The organism is Aeromonas sp. QDB25, from assembly GCF_027707725.1.
GTDB classification, from domain to species: domain Bacteria; phylum Pseudomonadota; class Gammaproteobacteria; order Enterobacterales; family Aeromonadaceae; genus Aeromonas; species Aeromonas caviae.
In genome coordinates, this window is record NZ_JAPCIZ010000004.1 from 32,574 (window position 1) to 52,070 (window position 19,497).

Below are 19,497 nucleotides of genomic sequence, written 5' to 3' on the forward strand. Positions count from 1 at the left end.
GTCAGGCCCGGGTGAAATCCACCTTGTCGACATCCAGGCTGGTGACCTTGACGGTGATCGCCAGCCGGACCCGGAACTCATGGCGCTGGCGTGGCAGGAAGAAGAACAGGAACTTCTCCACCCGTACCGACTCCTCGGCCTCGAGCACCTCGACCTCGAGGGGTTCGATGCGCAGCATCACCTTGGGGCTCTCCTTGAGCAGGCTGGGTTGCACCTGGCTGAGGGCGGCGGCGAACGCCTGCTGGCGAGTCGCCCCCTTGCCGTTGACCGTGATCCGGGTGGTGAAGTGCTCTTTCATCAGGCGCGTCCGTGTTTCTTGGCGAAGGCTTCGATCAGCTTCTGGCCCAGCTCTTCCTTGTCCATGAAGCCGAAGCCCAGTACCACGCACCCCTCGTTGATGGCGGTGACACCCTCTTCGATGGATCGCATGCCGTAGCGGCACTTGTAGCCGTACTTGGTCTGGGCCGTGATGGCGCCCGCGCCACCGCTGCCGCAGAAGGAGATGCCAAGGTCGGCCTGCTCCTTGTTCATCACATCACCGAGCTTCATGTCGGCGGCCATGCCGGGGATGACGGTCACGGTGGCGCCGGCGGCTTCTGCGCCGGCCCCCACTTTCTGACCCTTGCCGAGACGATCTCCAATCACGAGTTTGATGGCAGTCATTTAGCGTTCTCCTTTTACTGAGCTGAGTTCGTTTTCTTTGGCCACTTCAAAATGGACGGACAAGAGGTGCGCCTCCTCGTAGGCGAGGCGGTCGAGCCAGGCGACGACCTGCTCTGCCAGGCGCAGGGAGAGGGGGGAGATCTCCTCGAACAGGCTGAGGTCGACCTCCGGCAGGGACTCCCCGCTGTAGGAGCGCCACACCATGGCCTTGACGTGGGAGGCCAGCATCTGCTGCTGCACGTCGTTGGGGTGTATACCCTGATCCGCCAGCAGGTTGTGAATGCGGGCCAGGGTCAGGTCGGTCTTGCGCAGCAGTGCCGGGCTGTCCGGGGTCAGGGGGGCGTCATGGGTGTCGGTATTCAAGGTCTGCTCTCCAGGCTGGCAGAAAGGATGGGCTCACCATAAAGCGGAGGAGAGTGCGGGAGGAGGCAGGTTTTTTCCGATTCGAAGTGGAAATCCGGAGGGAAAGGCATCAAAAGAAGCCCTTTTGGCGTTCAGGAAGAGGAAAGGAGCGGACTGGCGGCAAGGGAGTGTGATCGGTGGCGCGTTTTGACGTCGCCTTCGCCCGATCGTTTATTGGCGCAATGTGTGAGCTGTCTCACGCACAGGTGGGAGCCGGAGGAAAGCGGGCACGAAAAAGGGCCCTGTCGGGCCCTGCGAGGATCCGCCTCTCAGGTGGCGGGTGCCGCACTGCTGGTCGGCAGGGTCTGATTCTGGTAGCGCAGGTCCTCTTCGATGATGACATCGACGTCCAGCGGCTTGCCGTTGCGGATCACCGAGATGGTGAGCTTGGTGCCGGGGCGGCTCTCGACGATCTTGTCCATGACGGGACGCACGCCGGTGATGGCCTCTCCGTTGATCTTGAGCAGCACATCCCCACGTTTGAGACCGGCCTTGGTGGCTGGGCCATTGGGATCCAGGCTCTCCACCACCAACCCCTGCAAGTCCCCCAGGTTCAGCATGCGCGCGACGATGGGATTGATCTCGACGCTGGAGATGCCGAGGTAGCCGCGGATGACCCGACCGTTGGCGATCAGCTCGTCCATGATGCGCTTGGCCAGCTTGTAGGGGATGGCAAAACTGATGCCGTAGCTCTCCTGATTGCCGTTGAGGTGGTAGGCGGCGGTATTGATACCCACCAGATCGCCACGGCCATTGACCAGGGCGCCGCCGGAGTTGCCCTCGTTGATGGCGGCATCGGTTTGCAGCAGATCCTGCCGGCCATTGCTGTCCGGCCCCATGCTGGAGAGGCCGATACGCCCGGTGGCGCTGATGATGCCCTGGGTGATGGTCTGGCCGACGTTGTAGGGGTTGCCGATGGCGAGCACCACGTCTCCCACGTCCGGCAGACGATCCGGGTCCTGCGGGATCACCGGCAGGTTGTCCGATTCGATGTAGAGCACCGCCAGATCGGTCAGTTTGTCGGTGCCGACCAGCTCTGCACTGAATACCCGGCCATCTTGCAGGGCGACGATGATCTGGTCCGCATCGGCGATGACGTGATAGTTGGTGAGCACGTGACCGCGCTGGTTCATGATGACGCCGGACCCCAGCCCCTGGGGTCTGAGTTCGGCTTTTTCACCGCGATTGCCGGCGAAGCTGCGGGTGTAGATGTTGACGACGGCAGGGCCGGCGCGATGGGCCGCGTAGGAGAAGCTCAGCTCGCGGGCGTTGGTGATGAGGCCCGGCAGGGGAGCGCCGCCTCGAAAATTGGGGAACACCAGCAACAAAAGCGCAGCCATGGCGAGGCCAAAGCCGACGGACTTGCCCAAGTAGCTGATCAGAGGTGGGATTTTCATGTCTTTCTCGTCCGTACAGGCTGCGGGCAGAGAATAACATTATCGATGGATAAAAATCACCCGCGGCGGTTGCCGCGGGTGTGAGGGGCTTAACGGATCACCAAATAGAGCGAGGAGTCACCGCGCTGGATGTTCAGCGCCAGGACTTCCGGCTTGTTTTTCAACACCTTGGTCAGTTCACCCATGGAGTTGATGCGCTGGCGGTTGACCCCGATGATGATGTCACCCTTCTGCAGGCCGGAGGCGGCTGCCGGTGAGCGGGGATCGATGTCGGAGACGGCCACGCCGGTCACGGGGTCCGTGATGGTGCTCAGCTTGGCCCCTTCCAGGGCCGGATGCAGGGCGCTGGCCAGGATCTCGCTGTCATCCGCCTTCTTCAGGGTGACCTTGACGGTCTGCTCCTTGCCGTCACGAATGAGGCCGAGCGAGACCTGCTTGTCGGCCCCCATGGTGGCGATTTTGGCACGCAGCTCGCCGAAGGAGCGGATGGGCTTGCCATCGATGCTGATGATGATGTCGCCTGCCTTGATGCCTGCCTTGGCGGCAGCGGAGTCAGGCATGACCTGGTTGACGAAGGCACCGTCCTTCTTGTTGTAGCCGAAGGTCTTGGCGATTTCGCTGGTGAGCTCGGTGCCGGTAATCCCCAGCTGGCCACGGCGCACTTCGCCGTATTTCACGATCTGCTCGGAGAGATCGCGCACCATGTTGGACGGGATGGCAAAGCCGATGCCGATGTTGCCGCCGTTGGGGCCCAGGATGGCGGTGTTGATGCCGATCAGCTCCCCGCGCAGGTTGAGCAGGGCGCCGCCCGAGTTGCCGGAGTTGATGGCCGCATCGGTCTGGATGAAGTTCTCCAGATTTTCGATGTTGAGGCCGCTGCGACCCAGGGCGCTGACAATGCCGGAGGTGACGGTCTGGCCCAGGCCGAACGGGTTGCCGATGGCCAGCGCGTAGTCACCGACTCTCAGCTCGTCGGAGTCGGCGAACTTGATCTGCACCAGATCCTCGGCCTTGATTTGCAGCAGGGCGATATCCGACTGTTTGTCTTCCCCTATTTTCTTGGCTGCATACTCACGGCCATCCTTCAGGTTGACCTTGATTTCATCCGCCTCGTGGACCACGTGGGCGTTGGTGATCACGTAGCCTTTCTTGGCATCGATGATGACGCCGGAACCAAGCGCCTGGAAGGGCTGCTCGCTCACCTGCTCGTCAGGCATGTTGGGGCCGAAGAAGAAGCGGAATTGTTCCGGCAGGCGTTGGCGGGTGATCTTCTTGCCAGAGACGGAGATGTTGACCACGGCAGGGGTCACCTGCTCGAGGACGGGGGCCAGGCTCGGCATCTCCTGGTTGTTCGCCATCAGGGGCAGTGCGGCCTGCGCCGGTGCTGAGGACATGGCGATACCGACACTGAGGGCTAAGACACTGAATACAGAAAGAGATTTACGCATATGAGAAACAGCTCCCAGAAAAAGTTGCAGTGCAATCGTCAAGGTCTGACCACGATAAAGCGTAATTAGTTCAACCGACGATCAGCCCGGCTGCTTGAGCAGGCCGGACGCACCGGCGTAATCGCGGGGAGGAAGGCCCGGCTCCACGCTGTTGGCGGCATCGCCTGTTTCTTCCACTTCAGGTTCGCGGAACAGTGGTTCCTGTACCTTGGCCAGGAACTTGCTCTGTTCCGCCATGTGGCGATAAAGGGTCTGGTACTGTTCGGCCAGTTGTTCCATCAGGGCGGCGCTGTCGGCGAAGTGGGTGGTGATCTGCCCCTGGTAGCTTTCCAGCTCCTTGTGGGCTTTTTTCAGCTCCTGTTCCAGGCGTCCGGCATCCCGGCTACGGACAGAGAAGCGGCCGATCAGCACGCCGATGATCAGGGCGGCGATCGCCAGCAGGATCCCGTTAAACAGAGTCATAGAAGCTCCTTGTTACAGCTAACACGATGAATTTGAAGCGGTCGGATGGACCGCAACGCCTCGTTGGCACTATACCGTGCCCCCTGAGAGCGTGATACCATTTTGTCCCTCATTCAGGGACTTGGAGGCGGTTTACAGGATGACCCCGCAGCAAAAATATCAGCAGGATTTGCAGCGCCCCGGCTTTGTGGCCGATCCGGCCCAGGCCATGGCAGTCGCCCGCCTGGAGCGACTCTATCAGGATCTGTGCGCAAGCCCGACTCCGACCAGATCCCGTGGCCTGCTAGGTTGGCTGCAAAAGCCGAAAACCCGTGACCCCGTCCAGGGGTTATATATGTGGGGCGGTGTGGGCAGAGGCAAGACCTGGCTGATGGATACTTTTTTTGAGAGCCTGCCGGGGGAGCGCAAACTGCGCATCCACTTCCACCGTTTCATGCACCGGGTGCACGATGAGCTCAAAGGGCTGACCGGTCAGTCCGATCCGCTCAAGCTGATCGCCCGCAAGCTGGCCGACGAGACCGACGTCATCTGCTTCGACGAGTTTTTCGTCTCGGATATCACTGATGCCATGCTGCTCGGCACTCTGTTCCAGGAACTCTTTGGCCATGGCGTGGTGCTGGTGGCCACATCCAACATCCCCCCTCAGGGTCTCTACCGCAACGGGTTGCAGCGTGCTCGCTTCCTGCCTGCCATCGCGCTTATCGAGCGTCACTGCGAGGTGATCAATGTCGATGGCGGTGTCGATTACCGGCTGCGAACCCTTGAACAGGCAGAGATCTATCACTTCCCGCTGGATGAACAGGCCAGGAGCAACCTGGATCGTTATTTCAGCCAGTTGACCGGGATTGGGCCGGTGACTGCCGCCGCACTGGAAATCAACCATCGCCAACTGAGTGCACTGGGCGTGGGGGAAGGGGTGCTTTATATGGAATTTGAACAGCTGTGCTGTACTCCACGCTCCCAGGGCGACTACATCGAACTGGCCCGTGAGTTCCACACTGTCCTGCTGGCCAATGTGCAACCCATGGGCAGCGGCACGGATGACGCGGCCCGCCGCTTCATCGCCATGGTGGACGAGTTTTATGAGCGGCATGTAAAGCTCATCATATCGGCGGCGGTCCCCATGACCGGGCTCTATGGCGAAGGCCTGCTGAATTTCGAATTCAAGCGTTGCCTTTCACGGCTTCAGGAGATGCAATCGCACGAATACCTTGCCAGAGTGCACCTTCCTTAGTCACAATACCGCGCCTGCCAGTCGGATGGGCATCTGCGGCAGGTAGGGCCGGGCGACATTTGCTAGCTTCATGGCAGTGAAATTAGCAGGTGATATTTAAGGCAACTTCACTTATAATCGCCCGGCCCACGTTACAGCTGTCGATAAGACAGCAACACTTTAAGCTTTACTTGTATTCGAAGGGGTACAGGTAGGCCATCGTTTGTTGTTTGTGGGAGAGCCCCCATAAGCAATTGGGTCTGTAACAGGTAATTGGGTTTAACTTAATGAAAACTTTCGTTGCCAAGCCAGAAACCGTAAAACGTGACTGGTACATTGTGGACGCAGAAGGTAAAACTCTGGGTCGTATCGCAACCGAGATCGCTGCTCGTCTGCGTGGTAAGCACAAAGCCGAGTACACTCCGCACGTTGACACCGGTGACTACATCATCGTTGTAAACGCTGAGAAGGTACACGTAACCGGTAAGAAATTTACCGACAAAATGTACCACGCTCACTCCGGTTTCCCGGGTGGTATCAAGTCCATCAGCTTCGACAAGCTGATTCAGCGTAAGCCGGAAATGGTAATCGAAGCTGCCGTCAAAGGCATGCTGCCGAAGGGTCCGCTGGGCCGTGCCATGTTCCGTAAGCTGAAAGTTTACGCAGGCGCAGAGCACGCTCATGCTGCTCAGCAACCTCAAGTACTGGATATCTAACGGGAACTGGCAACATGGCAGAAAATCAATACTACGGTACCGGCCGTCGCAAAAGCTCCACTGCTCGCGTCTTCATCAAAGCGGGTAGCGGTAAAATCGTAATCAACCAGCGCTCCCTGGAGCAATACTTCGGCCGTCCGACTGCCCGCATGGTAGTTCGTCAGCCGCTGGAACTGGTCGAGATGACCGAGAAACTGGATCTGTACATCACCGTTAACGGTGGTGGCATCTCCGGTCAAGCTGGTGCGATCCGCCACGGTATCACTCGTGCTCTGATGCAGTACGACGAGACCCTGCGTTCCGAACTGCGTAAAGCTGGCTTTGTTACTCGTGATGCCCGTAAGGTTGAGCGTAAGAAAGTCGGTCTGCACAAAGCGCGTAAGCGTCCGCAGTACTCCAAGCGTTAATTCGCTTTTGGTACGCACTCTCAGGAGTGTCAAAAAAGCCTGGCAATTTGCCAGGCTTTTTTTATTGGTAATGTTACATGTGACAATGCTAAGCATACGTCACAAAAGACAAAAAATTGTGTATTTATTGTTTTTGCCCATCGACTCCCTTTCTTGTCAAATTGTTATCTTTTCTTTAAAATTTCCATGGTCTTTCTGTGTCAATTGCCACTCCGCTTCCATTGCAGTTGTCAGAGGGAGAGGAGAAGTAAACAGGGACACTATAAGAATGAGCGGAGTCCACATGGGAGAGTTTTTGGATGAGCAATGCGCCAGTTGATACCGGTCGCCGCAGATTTCTTACCTGGTCAACGGTTGCCGTTGGCGGTGTAGGAGCTGCTTTTACCGCAGTGCCGTTTATTAAGTCATGGAATCCGAGTGCCAAAGCCAAGGCGGCAGGCGCCCCGGTTGAAGTGGATATCAGCAAGCTGGAGCCGGGTCAGCTAATCCGCGTCGAGTGGCGTGGTAAACCGGTCTGGGTGGTGAAGCGTACCAAGCAGACGCTGGATGCTCTGGCTGCACACGATGACAAGCTGCGGGATCCTGCGTCAGACGAGCCACAACAACCGGACTATGCCCACAATGGCTACAGATCCATCAAACCGGAAATCTTCGTGGCCGTTGGCATCTGCACTCATCTGGGATGCTCCCCTTCCTATCTGCCCGACAGCTTCGGCGAGCAGGTTCAAGGGGTAACTTCCGGCTTCTTCTGCCCCTGCCATGGCTCCAAATTCGACATGGCTGGTCGAGTGTTCCAGGGCGTCCCCGCACCGCTGAACCTGGTCATTCCGCCATACCAATTTCTTAGCGACACCACCATTCTGGTCGGTGCCGATGGCAAGGAGGCCTGACCATGTTTGCCAAACTCATGGGCTGGATCGATGATCGTTTCCCGCTCACGGCCATGTACAACGACCATATGGCCAAGTATCCGGCGCCCAAGAACCTGAACTTCTGGTACTTCTTCGGCTCGCTTGCCATGTTGGTGCTGGTCAACCAGATCATCACCGGCATCTGGCTGACCATGAACTACAACCCCTCGGCGGAAGGTGCCTTCGCTTCCGTGGAATACATCATGCGGGATGTGGATTACGGCTGGCTGCTGCGTTACATGCACTCAACCGGGGCATCCGCCTTCTTCATCGTGGTCTACCTGCACATGTTCCGCGGTATGATCTACGGCTCTTACCAGAAGCCAAGGGAACTGCTGTGGATCTTCGGCATGCTGATCTTCCTGGTACTGATGGCCGAGGCCTTCATGGGTTACCTGCTGCCCTGGGGGCAGATGTCGTTCTGGGGGGCCCAAGTCATCATCTCGCTGTTCGGTGCCATCCCCGTTATCGGTGACGATCTGACCCTGTGGATCCGGGGGGACTATGTCATCTCGGGTGCAACCCTGAACCGCTTCTTTGCCCTGCACGTCATCGCTCTGCCGCTGGTGCTGGTGATGCTGGTGGCCATGCATATCCTGGCGCTGCACGAGGTGGGCTCCAACAACCCCGATGGTATCGACATCAAGAAGCACAAGGACGAGAACGGCTGGCCACTGGATGCGGTCGCGTTCCACCCCTATTTCACCGTGAAGGACATGATCGGGGTAGCCGGTTTCCTGTTCTTCTTCTGTGCCATCATCTTCTTCAAGCCGGATATGTGGGGCTATTTCCTCGAGAAACCGAACTTTGAGGTGGCCAATGGCCTGAAGACACCGGCGCATATTGCCCCGGTCTGGTACTTCACTCCCTTCTACGCCATCCTGCGTGCGGTGCCTGACAAGCTGCTGGGGGTCATCATGATGGGCCTCTCCATCGTGGTGCTGTTCCTGTTGCCCTGGCTGGATCGTTGCAAGGTGCGCTCGGTGCGTTACCGCAGCACCCTGCACAAGCTGAACATCGCCCAGTTCGTGGTCTGCTTCATTATCCTGGGGGTGCTGGGCGTGCTGCCATCAACCCCGACCCTGACGCTGATTGCACAACTCTGTACTCTGGGTTATTTCGGATTCTTCGTCCTGTTGTTCTTCTACAGCAAGAATGAGAACACCAAGCCGCTGCCGGAGAGGGTGACATTCAAATGAAAAGAATAATTTTTGCAGTGCTGGCCCTGCTGCCTGGTCTGGTGTTGGCCTCTGGCGGTGGCTTCCCCCTCGACAAGGCGGAGTACGATCTGAGTGACAAGGCATCCCTGCAACGGGGGGCCGCCACCTTCATGAACTACTGTGCCGGCTGTCACTCCACCCAGTACCAGCGTTATAACCGGGTGGCGGCCGACATCGGTATTCCGGACGATCTGATGAAGGAGAACCTGGTCTTCACCGGCGCCAAGATCGGCGATCTGATGAAGAGCGCCATGTCCGAGAAGGATGCTGCTCGCTGGTTCGGTGCGCCGCCCCCCGACCTGACCCTGGTTGCCCGGGTGCGTGGTGCAGACTGGATCTACACCTATCTGCGTTCCTTCTACGTGGACGAAACCCGTCCATTCGGGGTGAACAACGCCGTCTTCCCGTCCGTGGGTATGCCCCATGTGCTGGAGCCGTTGCAGGGGACGCCCCGTGCCGAGTTCGAGACGCACACCCTGGATGGCGTGGAGATGCAGCAAGTCGTCAGCATCAAATCTGACGGCAACGGTGAAATGAACAACGAAGAATATGATCAGACGGTACTGGATCTGGTAAACTTCTTGGTCTACTCGGCTGAGCCGGTGCAGCAGGAGCGCGAACGCATGGGCTTCTGGGTACTCGGATTCATCGCTATCTTCTTCATCTTCACTGTGCTGTTGAAGAAGGAATTCTGGCGCGACGTTCACTAAGCGACCAGATCGGAGTAATATGACGCACGGCAATGAAGACAGACATGCTTCATTGCCGTTTCTGCTTTTTAATGACGGGAGGGTTCAATGGCTGTAGCTGCCAATAAGCGTTCGGTAATGACGCTGTTTTCCGGTGCCAACGATATGTTCAGCCATCAGGTGCGTATTGTCCTGGCGGAGAAGGGTGTTAGCGTGGATATCTGCCAGGTTGATCCTGCCAACCTGCCGGATGAGCTGGCCGAGCTGAACCCGTACAACACTGTACCGACTCTGGTGGATCGCGAGCTGGCGTTGTACACCTCGCGCATCATCATGGAGTATCTGGACGAGCGTTTCCCGCATCCGCCCCTGATGCCGGTTTATCCGGTCGCGCGCGGCAACAGCCGTTTGATGATGCACCGCATCGAGCTGGACTGGTACTCTCTGGCCGACAAGATCATGGCGGGCACCGATACCGAAGCCGCCCGTGCCGAGTTGCGCGACAACCTGCTGGCCATCGCCCCCATCTTCGGCGAGATGCCCTACTTCATGAGCGAAGAGTTCGGTCTGGTCGACTGCTACATGGCGCCGTTGCTGTGGCGTCTGCCGAGCCTGGGCATCGATTTCACCGGCCGTGGCGCCAAAGAGCTGAAGGCTTACATGGTACGCCTGTTCGAGCGTGAATCCTTCCAGGCTTCCCTGACCGAGGCCGAGCGCGAGATCCGTGCCGGCGTATGAGCATGGAACCGACAATGACACCCAGTCGCCCGTATCTGCTGCGGGCGTTTTTTGACTGGTTGCTGGATAACGATCTGACACCCCATCTGGTGGTCAATGCCAACATTCCCCATGTGATGGTACCGATGCAGTTCGTGCAGGATGGCCAGATTGTTCTGAACATAGCCCCCCGGGCCGTGGGCCAGTTCCACATGGACAATGACGCTGTCAGCTTCAGCGCCCGTTTCGGTGGCGTATCGCAGCAGGTCTATATCCCCATGGCGGCCGTACTGGCCATCCATGCCAGGGAGAACGGAGTGGGGACCCTGTTCCCGCCGGAGCCCGGGTATGACCTCTGGCTGGAACAGGCACAGTCACCCACGCCGGTTGACCCCGAGCCGGAACCACCGCGCCCGAGCGGTCGCCCGACCCTGAAAGTCATCAAATAAAAAACGCAGCCTGAAGGCTGCGTTTTTTCATCCTGCCAGATGGTCAATTCTGGGCAAACTCGAAGGCTTTGATCACCTGCTTAACGCCGCTGACGTGGCGGGCGATTTCCACGGCCTGATCCCCTTCCTGGCGAGTGACCAACCCAATGAGGAACACCTCGCCATTCTCGGTGACAACCTTCACCTTGGCGCTATCGAAGTTCTTGGTGCCCAGCATGTCGGCCCGCACCTTGGAGGTGATCCAGGTGTCATTGCTGCGCACGCCGATACTAACTGGTTTGCCAAGGCGCAGCTCGTTGTAGACATGGCGAACCCCTTCAATCCGGCTCACGATTCTGCCCGCTTCCTGTTTGTAAGCGTCAGAGGGTGTCTGACCCACCAGCAGCACACGGCCGTTGTTGCTGTAGACACTGATCTTGCTGGCGGCGCTCAGGGGCTTGTTGTCGGCCAACAGGTTGGCGGCTTTCAGCTCTATGGTCTGATCGTCCCACTGGGCACCCAGGGTGCGGCGATCGCCGCTCGCCTTGGCGGTGCCAGCCGCGCCACCGACCACCACGGCAGCACAGCCTTGCAGCAGCAGGACGCCGGTCAGCAGGACAAGAGCGAGAATAGGCTTCTTCATGGTTTCAGTCTTCCTGTTGCGGGAAAAGTGTCTGGTCGATGAGATCACAGAGACAGTGCAGGGTCAACAGGTTCACTTCCAGAATACGAGGACGGCGAGCGGAAGGAACGCGGATCTCCACGTCATTGGGGCCCAGCAGACCGGCGATCTCTCCCCCGTCTCCGCCACCGAGAACAATGATGGTCATGTCGCGGGAGAGGGCGGCCTCCGCAGCCTTGATGAGGCTGCGGCTGTTGCCTGTCGTGGTGATGACCACCAGGATGTCGCCTGGTTGTCCCAGAGCACGTATCTGTTTGGCATAGACCTCTTCGAAACCGTGATCCGTGGCGATGGCGCTGATGGTCGCCATGTCGGGCGTCAGGGCGAGACCGGGCAGGGACGGGCGAGGCGTTTCATAGCAGTTCACCAGTTCGGAAATGAACAGCTGTGCCAATGCCGAGGAGGGACCATTGCCACATGCCATCACCTTGTGGCCATTGAGCAGGCAGATGGTCAGCATCTGGGCTGCCGTATGGATGGCATCCGGCAGTGCTTCGGCGGCAGCTATCTTGGTCTGGATGCTCTCGGTGTAATTCTCTTTGATGGGATCAGTCATGGGGTCCTCTTAAAACGCGTTCTGGATCCAGTCCGGCTGGTCGCCCTCGAACGCGATCACATCGAATCGACAGGCCTGGTTGGCCTCATTGATGGCATGTTGCTTGAAATAGTGGCGCGCGGCCAGCACGATCTTGTGCTGCTTGCGCCGGGTGACCGAGCTGGCGGCACCGCCATGAGTGGCGTTGGCGCGATATCTCACTTCAACGAACACCAGGGTCTCCCCCTGGCGCATGATGAGATCGATCTCGCCGCCACGGCAGCGGTAGTTGCGGGTCACGGGTTGCAGGCCGCGGGCCTGCAACCAGCGTTCCGCTATTTGCTCAAAGTGTTGTCCCTTGCTCGTCGCTGCCGACGGCAACAGGTTCAACCACTGCTGGTGAAGTTGTGTCAGTAGCCTCTTCATGAGTCGCATCCTCCAGCTGGGGGGCGGCGCTGTCGCTGACCAGCTTGCCATTCTGGTAGGTGGCCCAGTCCAGCATGCGCACTATGTTGCCCTGGGGATCCACGCTCAGCTGGCCGCTCATGCCGGGTTGCTGCATGGCATTGACCTTGCGCATTTGCGGCAGGTTGCCTGCCAGGCTGACGGCATCGTAGCCGAGGGCGAACAGGCGCAGCAGGTCGCCCTGGGTCTGGGGCCAGAGCAGGGCAATCTGTTCACGCTGCGTCTCGAAGCCACCCAGCAGCAGTGGCATGTCGGAGATATGCATGCCGTTGAGCTCGGATGCCACCTCGGTCGTCCCGCCGTCGTATCCCCGCGAGCTGCTGTAGATGGGCAGGCTGCCCATGGGATTGACCGAGATGTCCACATAGGGCTTGATCATCCGGGTCTCCAGGCTGTTGGCCACCACATAGACGGCGTCGATGCTGCGCGGCGCGGCATCAGACAGCTGGACAATCTCCCCGGCTCGTGCGGTGGAACGGCCGCTCAGAGCGTTCTTGACCATGCCCTGCACTTCGTTGCGCGCCCCGAAGGTGGCAACCACGGGCTTCTCCTGGCTGACGCCGGCCCAGGCCTGTTCAAACGCCTTGATACTGCTGTAGCCAATCCGGCCTTGTGCCGCGATCAGCAGCGGCTTGCGGTAGCCCTGACCATAGAGGTACTGGGCCGCCTGGCTCGCATCGGCAGCGGCGGAGAGCGAGAAATAGAAGGTGTTGTCGTTGACGATCGGCTTGTCCAGCTCGTTGAGCGCCAGCACTGGCACGGTCGGACTCGACTTGAGCAGCTCCTCCACCTGATCCTTGAGCAGGGGGCCGATGATCATGTTGGCCCCTTCCTGAATGGCCTGCTTGTAGAGGTCCCCCATCGCCTTGCCCTGGGTATCATAGAAGTTCAGGGTGAACTGGCTCTGATTTTCTTTGTAGGACATCAACATGCCGTTGCGGATGGCGGCGCCCTGGGCTTCCAGGTTGCCGGAGAGCGGCAGGAAGACGGCGATCTGCTGCAGCGAACCGTTGTCCGTGATAGCGAGATCCCCAAGGCCGGCCGGCATGTCGCTCTGGGCAGGGTGGTTCGGGAAGCTCTGCTTCCAGCCAGCAAGCTGGCGGGCCAGCTGGCTCGGCTGTGCCCCGAATTCGTTCACCAGCGCAGCAAGACGCAGCCAGCCGGTGGTCACATCGGGAGCTGGCTCCTCTTCGAGCGCCTGCAGGGTGGAGGGGGTCATGCTTTTCAGCAGGGACCAGATCTGCTGGTGGTTGGTGGCCAGCTCATTCTTGGCCAGGTAAGGCTCCAGCAGGATCAGCGACTTGGCCGCGCCAAACTTGTTGTTGATGTCCAGTTGCAGCACCACCCGCTGGCGATACCAATCCTTCTGGGTATCGGCATCGAGGGCCACATCCGGCTTGCCTTCCAGCAGGATCAGGGCCTGGTTGGCGTTGCCCTGGGCCAGCAAGAGGTGCGCCTGCAGCAGTTGCAGTTGTGCCTGCTGCACCGGGTTGCCAGCCTGCTTCTGCAACTGTTGATACAGGGCGGCTGCCGGTTTGGCCTGACCGAGCGCCAGATAACTGCGCGCCGCCATCACCTGCCAGGTGAAGGCCTCGGCCGGTTTGGCGGGATCCACCTGCTCCAGATACCACTGGGTATTCTTGGTCAGATCCGAGAAGGCTGACGGCATGCCGGGTTGTCCGGAAGATTGATTGGGCTCCGACGCACAGGCGGCGAGCAGGACTGCCGCGAGTAGGATGCCGAAGAGTCGTGATACACTTAGCTGCTTTATAACCCGGTTCAAGTTCATTCCCCGACCAGTGTTGAAATTCTCCATAGTGTAAACGGGCCAATATGGCGACACAATTGTCGGGACACTCGGAGCTCCCATGAGTGACATCCCAACCCTGTATATAGTCCCCACTCCGATCGGCAATCTGGCCGACATCACCCAGCGAGCACTGGACGTGCTGCGCAGCGTCGATCTGGTGGCCGCCGAGGATACCCGGCATAGCGGGATCCTGCTCAGCCACTACCAGATCTCGGTACCGACCTTTGCCCTGCACGATCACAACGAGCAGCAAAAGGCGGATGTGCTGATCGCCCGCATCAAGGAGGGCAAGAGCGTGGCCCTGGTCTCCGATGCGGGGACGCCGCTCATCAGCGACCCCGGTTATCACCTGGTCACCCGTTGTCGCGAAGCCGGGGTCAAGGTGGTGCCGCTGCCCGGTCCCTGCGCTGCCATCACGGCGCTGTCCGCCGCCGGGCTGCCCACCGACCGCTTCGCCTTCGAGGGTTTCCTGCCGGCCAAGGCCAAGGGGCGGGATGATCGCCTGCAAGCCGTCATCGAAGACACCCGCTCTCTGGTGTTCTACGAATCGCCGCGCCGGGTGCAGGAGACGGTGGAAGCGATTGCTCGCATCCTTGGCGAGCGCCAGGTGGTGGTGTGCCGCGAGCTGACCAAGACCTTCGAGTCCATCCACGGTCTGCCCGCCTCCGAGATGCTGGCCTGGCTCGGAGAGGACGATAACCGTTGCCGCGGGGAGATCGTGCTGGTGGTCGCCGGAGCCAGCAAGGTGGATGACGAGTTGCCTGCGGAGGCGATCCGCACCCTGGGCCTGCTGGTCAGCGAGCTGCCCCTCAAGAAGGCTGCGGCCCTCACCGCCGAGATCCACGGGGTGAAGAAGAACGCCCTCTACAAATACGGTCTCGAGCACTATTAATTGCCGTAAACCGGAATTGACGGTTTACCCCGTCCGTCTCGCGAGGCTATAATCCGCGCCTCGGAGTTGGCTGGGCAATCGCTGCTTCGTCGTTGTGTCCCTCGGGACAGACGGGCGGAGGGGAGGAAAGTCCGGGCTTCACAGGGCAGGGTGCCAGGTAACGCCTGGGGGGCGCGAGCCTACGACCAGTGCAACAGAGAGCAGACCGCCGATGGCCCGCAAGGGATCAGGTAAGGGTGAAAGGGTGCGGTAAGAGCGCACCGCGCGACTGGCAACAGTTCGTGGCACGGTAAACTCCACCCGAAGCAAGACCAAATAGGCCCCTATTGGCGCGGCCCGCGTTGGGGGCGGGTAGGTTGCTTGAGCCAGCGAGCGATTGCTGGCCTAGAGGAATGATTGCTACCCGGGGCAACCCGGTACAGAACCCGGCTTACAGGCCGACTCCGACCTCTTTCCTGAAGAGCCTTGCGATTTATCGCAAGGCTCTTTTTATTAACCATAAAGTACTGCCTCGGTTGACTCGTGATATTTACTGTTGGGCTAGCTATGTTTAACAAATGTATTTTATATCAATCTGTTATGTGGAATTTTTCCATGTTCTGAATATCGTGATGGCGCTGGAGAAGCGCGGCCTGTATGGCTGATGTTTATTCGTGCAATTTGTCAGTTTTTTAATTGCTGAAAATTAATCGAGTTGCGGGTAACACAAATAACTTGTGGAAAATCAATTCATTTAATCGGTAGTTCCATCACGCTGCGTCAATATGTTCCCCATGCCCGAGATCCTTGCTTGAAAAGCCCCCTGCTCGTCCTTAAACTTCATGGTGGAGAAAAGTGGATCAAAGTGGTTTTATTGGGCATCTAGCCCCCATAACTCACCTTTCGGGGACTGCAATTTGTTGCGTGGCGCTCACGCCATCAGCCTGGACAGCAAGGGGCGGTTGGCGATTCCGACCAAATTTCGTGATTGGCTGCGCGACGAGTGCGACGGCCAGCTGGTCTGCACCATCGACATCGCCCATCCCTGTCTGCTGCTTTATCCCCTGAATGAATGGGAAGAGGTGGAGCGCAAGCTGAAGACCCTTTCCAGCACCAACCCGGCAGAACGCCGCCTGCAGCGTCTGCTGCTCGGCCACGCGGCCGAATGCGAACTGGATGGCAATGGCCGTCTGCTGCTCAGCCAGCCGCTGCGCAGCCATGCCGGGCTAGACAAGAAAGTCATGCTGGTGGGCCAGCTCAACAAATTCGAGCTGTGGGATGAAGCCCGCTGGCAACAACAGATCAACGACGACATCCTGGGCCTGCCCGAGGACGACTGGGCAAGTTCACCACGACTACAGGATTTTTCTTTATAAATGACCCAAGCCGCTGAACACATCACAGTGCTGTTGCACGAAGCCGTCGAAGGGCTGGCCATCAAGCCGGACGGTATCTACGTCGACGGCACCTTTGGCCGGGGTGGTCACTCTCGTCTCATTCTCCAGCATCTGGGCCCCAATGGCCGTCTGATCGCCATCGACCGGGATCCCCAGGCCATTGCCGAGGCGGCCAAGATCCAGGATCCCCGTTTCGAGATCGTGCACGGTCCCTTCTCCGGCATCACCCGCTATCTGACCGAGCGCGGCCTGCTGGGCAAGGTCGATGGCTTCCTGCTGGATCTCGGTGTCTCCTCCCCCCAGCTTGACGATGCCGAGCGTGGCTTCAGCTTCATGAAGGACGGCCCGCTCGACATGAGAATGGATCCCACCTCCGGTCAGAGTGCCGCCGAGTGGCTGGCCCGTGCCGATGTGGACGACATCGCCTGGGTGCTGAAAACCTTCGGTGAGGAGCGCTTCGCCAAGAAGATTGCTCGCGCCATCGTGCACGATCGGGTGACCGAGCCCTATGTGCGCACCCGCCAGCTGGCGGAGATGATTGCCCGGGTCAACCCGAGTAAGGAGAAGGGAAAGCACGCGGCGACCCGCAGCTTCCAGGCCATCCGCATCTATATCAACAGCGAGCTGGACGAGATCGAAACCGCCCTCAACGGCGCGCTGGACGTGCTGGCTCCTCACGGTCGTCTCTCCGTCATCAGCTTCCACTCTCTGGAAGATCGGCTGGTGAAGCATTTTATTCGCAAGCATGAGAAAGGTCCGGAAGTACCCCACGGGATCCCCCTGACCGAAGCCCAGCTTGCCGGTGGTCGCAAGCTGAAGTCGATCGGCAAGGCGCTCAAGCCTTCCGACCACGAGGTCAATGAAAACACCCGGTCCCGCAGCTCGGTGCTGCGGGTCGCAGAGCGTCTTGCGGAGTAAGCGATGAGCGATGTGCGCGTTCACCTCGCCAGGGAGATCGTTGCGGATCTCTGGCGCCACAAGTTGCAGGTCCTGTTGACCGTCGCCGTGCTGGTCACCGCCTTTGCGGTGATCCTGGTGACCAACATGACCCGGGGTCTGACGGCCAAGCAGAACGATCTGATGGCGGAGGAGGACAGGCTCAACATCGAGTGGCGCCACCTCTTGCTGGAACAGGGCACACTGGCTGAGCACTCCCGGGTGGCGAGTCTGGCCATGGACAAGTTGCAGATGGCTCGTCCCCTGGTGACCACTGAAAAGGTAATTACACAACCATGACACGCAAGGCCGCCACCAAGGCTCCGGCAAAGGACAAAGCCAAGGCGAAAGCACCCTCACTCTACCCGTGGCGCTTTCGTACCCTGGTTTTCTTCATCGGCATCGCGTTTGCGGGGCTGATCCTGCGGCTGGCCTGGATCCAGGTGATCGATCCGGACAGACTGCGCCAGGAGGGGGACATGCGCTCCCTGCGCACCACCTCCACCCAGGCGGTGCGCGGCATGATCACGGACCGCAATGGCGAACAGTTGGCGGTATCCGTGCCGGTCGAAGCGGTCTGGGCCGATCCCAAGACGGTGCATGAGTCCGGTGCCATCCACAACGAGCGTGCCTGGCTGGCACTCTCCGCCGTGCTCAAGCTCGACATCAACACCCTCAAGCATCGCATCGCCAACCCGAGCAAGCGCTTCGTCTATCTGCAGCGGCAGGTGACGCCTGCTGTGGCCGAGTACATCAAGGGGTTGAAGCTGGGGGGCATCTATCTGCGCCCCGAGGCGCGCCGTTTCTACCCGACCGGCGAGATAAGCTCCCACCTGGTGGGGGTGACCAACATCGATGGCAGCGGCATCGAGGGGATTGAGCGCAGCTACAACGAGTGGCTGACCGCAACCCCTGGCGAGATGAGGGTGCGCAAGGACAGGCAGGGCCGCGTCATCGAGCGCCTGGGCCTGGTGAAAGAGGGCAAACACGCCAACGATCTGCAACTGAGCATCGATCAGCGGGTGCAGGCGCTGGCCTATCGCGCCCTCAAACGGGCTACCGACGAGAACAAGGCCACCTCCGGCTCCATGGTGATGCTGGATGTGAAGACCGGCGAGGTGCTCGCCATGGTCAACACCCCCTCCTACAACCCGAACAACCGTGGCCAATACCAGAGTTTCCGGGTGCGAAACCGGGTGGTGACCGATACCTATGAGCCGGGCTCCACGGTCAAGCCATTGATTCTGCTTAGTGCCTTGCAAGCCGGTGTCACCAGCTGGAAGGACTTCATCCCGGGCGGCCCCCTCTTCATCGGGGCCAAGCAGATCCGTGACGTGAGTATCCACAAGGCGACCAACCTTTACGACATCCTGCGCTACTCCTCCAACATCGGCATGTCGCGCATCGCGCTGCGGATGCCGGCCCAGGAGATGATCAACACCCTGAGCATGGTGGGCTTCGGCATGGACACCGGCAGCGGCCTGATGGGGGAGAGCAGCGGCATGCTGCCCCAGCGTCGCCGCTGGTCCGACATCGAGCGAGCTACCCTGTCGTTTGGTTATGGTCTGCGAGTGACCCCGCTGCAGCTGGCCTCCGCCTACGCCACCCTGGCCAACAAGGGCAAGCGGGTACCGCTCTCCATTATCAAGGTGACCAAGCCGCCCAAGGGTGAGCAGGTCATCGATCACAACAACGCCGCTGCCATGTTGCAGGCGCTGGAGTACGTGGTCAGCAATGCCATTCCCAAGGCCCAGATCCCCGGTTATCGGGTCGGTGGCAAGAGTGGTACCGCCAAGGTGGCCGTGGCTGGGGGCTATGGCAAGGACTACATGGCCTGGTTTGCCGGTTTCGCACCGGCCAGCAATCCCCGTTTCGTCATGGTGGTGGTGATCAACGAACCCAAGGGGGATGCCTACTACGGCGGTGCCGTGGCGACCCCGCCCTTTGCGGAGGCCATGGGAGGCGTGTTGCAGCTCTTCAACATCCGTCCCGATGCGATCCCGCCCGAGGTACCCGCCAAGCTTGCCCGCACGGAGGCCAACAATGGCGCACCGCGTACTTGACGGGCATCCGGTTTTTTCCATCGGCCCCGCTGCTGTCGGGGCGTTTTCCATGGCGTGTACGAGCG

At 59.6% G+C, this 19,497-nt stretch carries 23 protein-coding genes and 1 other RNA gene; 14 read left to right on the forward strand and 10 right to left on the reverse strand.

Annotated features, from left to right (window positions below; translation table 11 throughout):
- Position 1 precedes the first annotated feature (1 nt).
- The 6 genes from PG883_RS02315 to PG883_RS02340 form a co-directional block, all read right to left on the reverse strand.
- A complete protein-coding gene (locus PG883_RS02315) occupies positions 2-298 on the reverse strand; it encodes a DUF4312 family protein (RefSeq protein ID WP_041211841.1) in 297 nt (98 codons plus the stop codon).
- Complete coding sequence (locus PG883_RS02320) at positions 298-663, reverse strand: SFCGS family glycine-rich protein (protein WP_010675860.1); 366 nt, start codon at positions 661-663, stop codon at positions 298-300. Before PG883_RS02320 ends, PG883_RS02315 begins: the two co-directional genes overlap by 1 nt.
- Complete coding sequence (locus PG883_RS02325; protein WP_182935715.1) at positions 664-1,026, reverse strand: transcriptional regulator; 363 nt, start codon at positions 1,024-1,026, stop codon at positions 664-666.
- A 308-nt stretch (positions 1,027-1,334) separates the two neighbouring features.
- On the reverse strand, positions 1,335-2,462 hold the full coding sequence (gene degS / locus PG883_RS02330) for an outer membrane-stress sensor serine endopeptidase DegS (protein WP_010675858.1): 1,128 nt from the start codon (positions 2,460-2,462) through the stop codon (positions 1,335-1,337).
- Positions 2,463-2,551: 89 nt separating this feature from the next.
- Complete coding sequence (locus tag PG883_RS02335) at positions 2,552-3,910, reverse strand: Do family serine endopeptidase (RefSeq protein ID WP_029314844.1); 1,359 nt, start codon at positions 3,908-3,910, stop codon at positions 2,552-2,554.
- Positions 3,911-3,991: 81 nt separating this feature from the next.
- Positions 3,992-4,372 carry a YhcB family protein gene (locus PG883_RS02340; RefSeq protein ID WP_103858101.1) on the reverse strand — a complete coding sequence of 127 codons (381 nt, stop codon included), beginning with the start codon at positions 4,370-4,372 and terminating at the stop codon, positions 3,992-3,994.
- Between the two features lie 139 nt (positions 4,373-4,511).
- On the opposite strand from PG883_RS02340, the gene zapE reads away from it, so the two are divergent.
- From zapE to PG883_RS02380, 8 genes are all read left to right on the forward strand, one after another.
- Positions 4,512-5,606, forward strand: a complete 1,095-nt coding sequence (zapE, locus tag PG883_RS02345; RefSeq protein WP_103858100.1) for a cell division protein ZapE — start codon at positions 4,512-4,514, stop codon at positions 5,604-5,606.
- Positions 5,607-5,872: 266 nt separating this feature from the next.
- Complete coding sequence (gene rplM / locus PG883_RS02350; protein ID WP_005336289.1) at positions 5,873-6,301, forward strand: 50S ribosomal protein L13; 429 nt, start codon at positions 5,873-5,875, stop codon at positions 6,299-6,301.
- 14 nt (positions 6,302-6,315) lie between these two features.
- A complete protein-coding gene (rpsI, locus tag PG883_RS02355; RefSeq protein ID WP_005336286.1) occupies positions 6,316-6,708 on the forward strand; it encodes a 30S ribosomal protein S9 in 393 nt (130 codons plus the stop codon).
- Between the two features lie 299 nt (positions 6,709-7,007).
- Positions 7,008-7,598, forward strand: a complete 591-nt coding sequence (petA, locus tag PG883_RS02360) for a ubiquinol-cytochrome c reductase iron-sulfur subunit (protein WP_010675854.1) — start codon at positions 7,008-7,010, stop codon at positions 7,596-7,598.
- A 2-nt stretch (positions 7,599-7,600) separates the two neighbouring features.
- The gene (locus PG883_RS02365) at positions 7,601-8,818 is read left to right on the forward strand and encodes a cytochrome b (protein WP_010675853.1); all 1,218 of its coding nucleotides are present in this window, start codon (positions 7,601-7,603) and stop codon (positions 8,816-8,818) included.
- Positions 8,815-9,549: a cytochrome c1 gene (locus PG883_RS02370; RefSeq protein ID WP_039040484.1), complete on the forward strand. Its 735-nt coding sequence runs from the start codon at positions 8,815-8,817 to the stop codon at positions 9,547-9,549. The genes PG883_RS02365 and PG883_RS02370 overlap by 4 nt, the downstream gene beginning before the upstream one ends.
- Before the next feature lie 87 nt (positions 9,550-9,636).
- Entirely contained in the window at positions 9,637-10,266 is a 630-nt protein-coding gene (gene sspA / locus PG883_RS02375; protein ID WP_039040485.1) for a stringent starvation protein SspA, read from the forward strand.
- Entirely contained in the window at positions 10,263-10,694 is a 432-nt protein-coding gene (locus PG883_RS02380; RefSeq protein WP_162540629.1) for a ClpXP protease specificity-enhancing factor, read from the forward strand. Before sspA ends, PG883_RS02380 begins: the two co-directional genes overlap by 4 nt.
- Positions 10,695-10,737: 43 nt before the next feature.
- Here PG883_RS02380 and dolP read toward each other — a convergent pair whose 3' ends face one another.
- From dolP to PG883_RS02400, 4 genes are read right to left on the reverse strand one after another with little or no spacing between them, the layout of a single operon-like run.
- Positions 10,738-11,316: a division/outer membrane stress-associated lipid-binding lipoprotein gene (gene dolP / locus PG883_RS02385; RefSeq protein WP_103858098.1), complete on the reverse strand. Its 579-nt coding sequence runs from the start codon at positions 11,314-11,316 to the stop codon at positions 10,738-10,740.
- Between the two features lie 4 nt (positions 11,317-11,320).
- Positions 11,321-11,911: a D-sedoheptulose-7-phosphate isomerase gene (locus tag PG883_RS02390; protein WP_010675848.1), complete on the reverse strand. Its 591-nt coding sequence runs from the start codon at positions 11,909-11,911 to the stop codon at positions 11,321-11,323.
- A 9-nt stretch (positions 11,912-11,920) separates the two neighbouring features.
- Positions 11,921-12,316, reverse strand: coding sequence for a YraN family protein (locus tag PG883_RS02395; protein ID WP_080770042.1), 396 nt, complete (start codon positions 12,314-12,316; stop codon positions 11,921-11,923).
- Positions 12,234-14,024 carry a penicillin-binding protein activator gene (locus tag PG883_RS02400; protein ID WP_270806925.1) on the reverse strand — a complete coding sequence of 597 codons (1,791 nt, stop codon included), beginning with the start codon at positions 14,022-14,024 and terminating at the stop codon, positions 12,234-12,236. Before PG883_RS02400 ends, PG883_RS02395 begins: the two co-directional genes overlap by 83 nt.
- Positions 14,025-14,223: 199 nt before the next feature.
- Between PG883_RS02400 and rsmI the strand changes: the two genes are divergently transcribed.
- The 6 genes from rsmI (at position 14,224) to PG883_RS02430 (ending at position 19,432) form a co-directional block, all read left to right on the forward strand.
- A complete protein-coding gene (rsmI, locus tag PG883_RS02405; protein WP_042880180.1) occupies positions 14,224-15,057 on the forward strand; it encodes a 16S rRNA (cytidine(1402)-2'-O)-methyltransferase in 834 nt (277 codons plus the stop codon).
- 62 nt (positions 15,058-15,119) lie between these two features.
- An RNA gene (rnpB, locus tag PG883_RS02410) (RNase P RNA component class A) lies at positions 15,120-15,506 on the forward strand.
- Between the two features lie 447 nt (positions 15,507-15,953).
- Positions 15,954-16,412: a division/cell wall cluster transcriptional repressor MraZ gene (gene mraZ, locus PG883_RS02415; protein WP_039040489.1), complete on the forward strand. Its 459-nt coding sequence runs from the start codon at positions 15,954-15,956 to the stop codon at positions 16,410-16,412.
- Positions 16,413-17,351 carry a 16S rRNA (cytosine(1402)-N(4))-methyltransferase RsmH gene (gene rsmH, locus PG883_RS02420; protein WP_042015088.1) on the forward strand — a complete coding sequence of 313 codons (939 nt, stop codon included), beginning with the start codon at positions 16,413-16,415 and terminating at the stop codon, positions 17,349-17,351. It abuts the gene before it with no gap.
- A gap of 3 nt (positions 17,352-17,354) precedes the next feature.
- Complete coding sequence (gene ftsL, locus PG883_RS02425) at positions 17,355-17,669, forward strand: cell division protein FtsL (protein WP_010675842.1); 315 nt, start codon at positions 17,355-17,357, stop codon at positions 17,667-17,669.
- Positions 17,666-19,432 (forward strand): peptidoglycan glycosyltransferase FtsI, encoded by a 1,767-nt coding sequence (locus PG883_RS02430; RefSeq protein WP_010675841.1) that lies wholly within the window; start codon positions 17,666-17,668, stop codon positions 19,430-19,432. Before ftsL ends, PG883_RS02430 begins: the two co-directional genes overlap by 4 nt.
- Positions 19,433-19,497 lie beyond the last annotated feature (65 nt).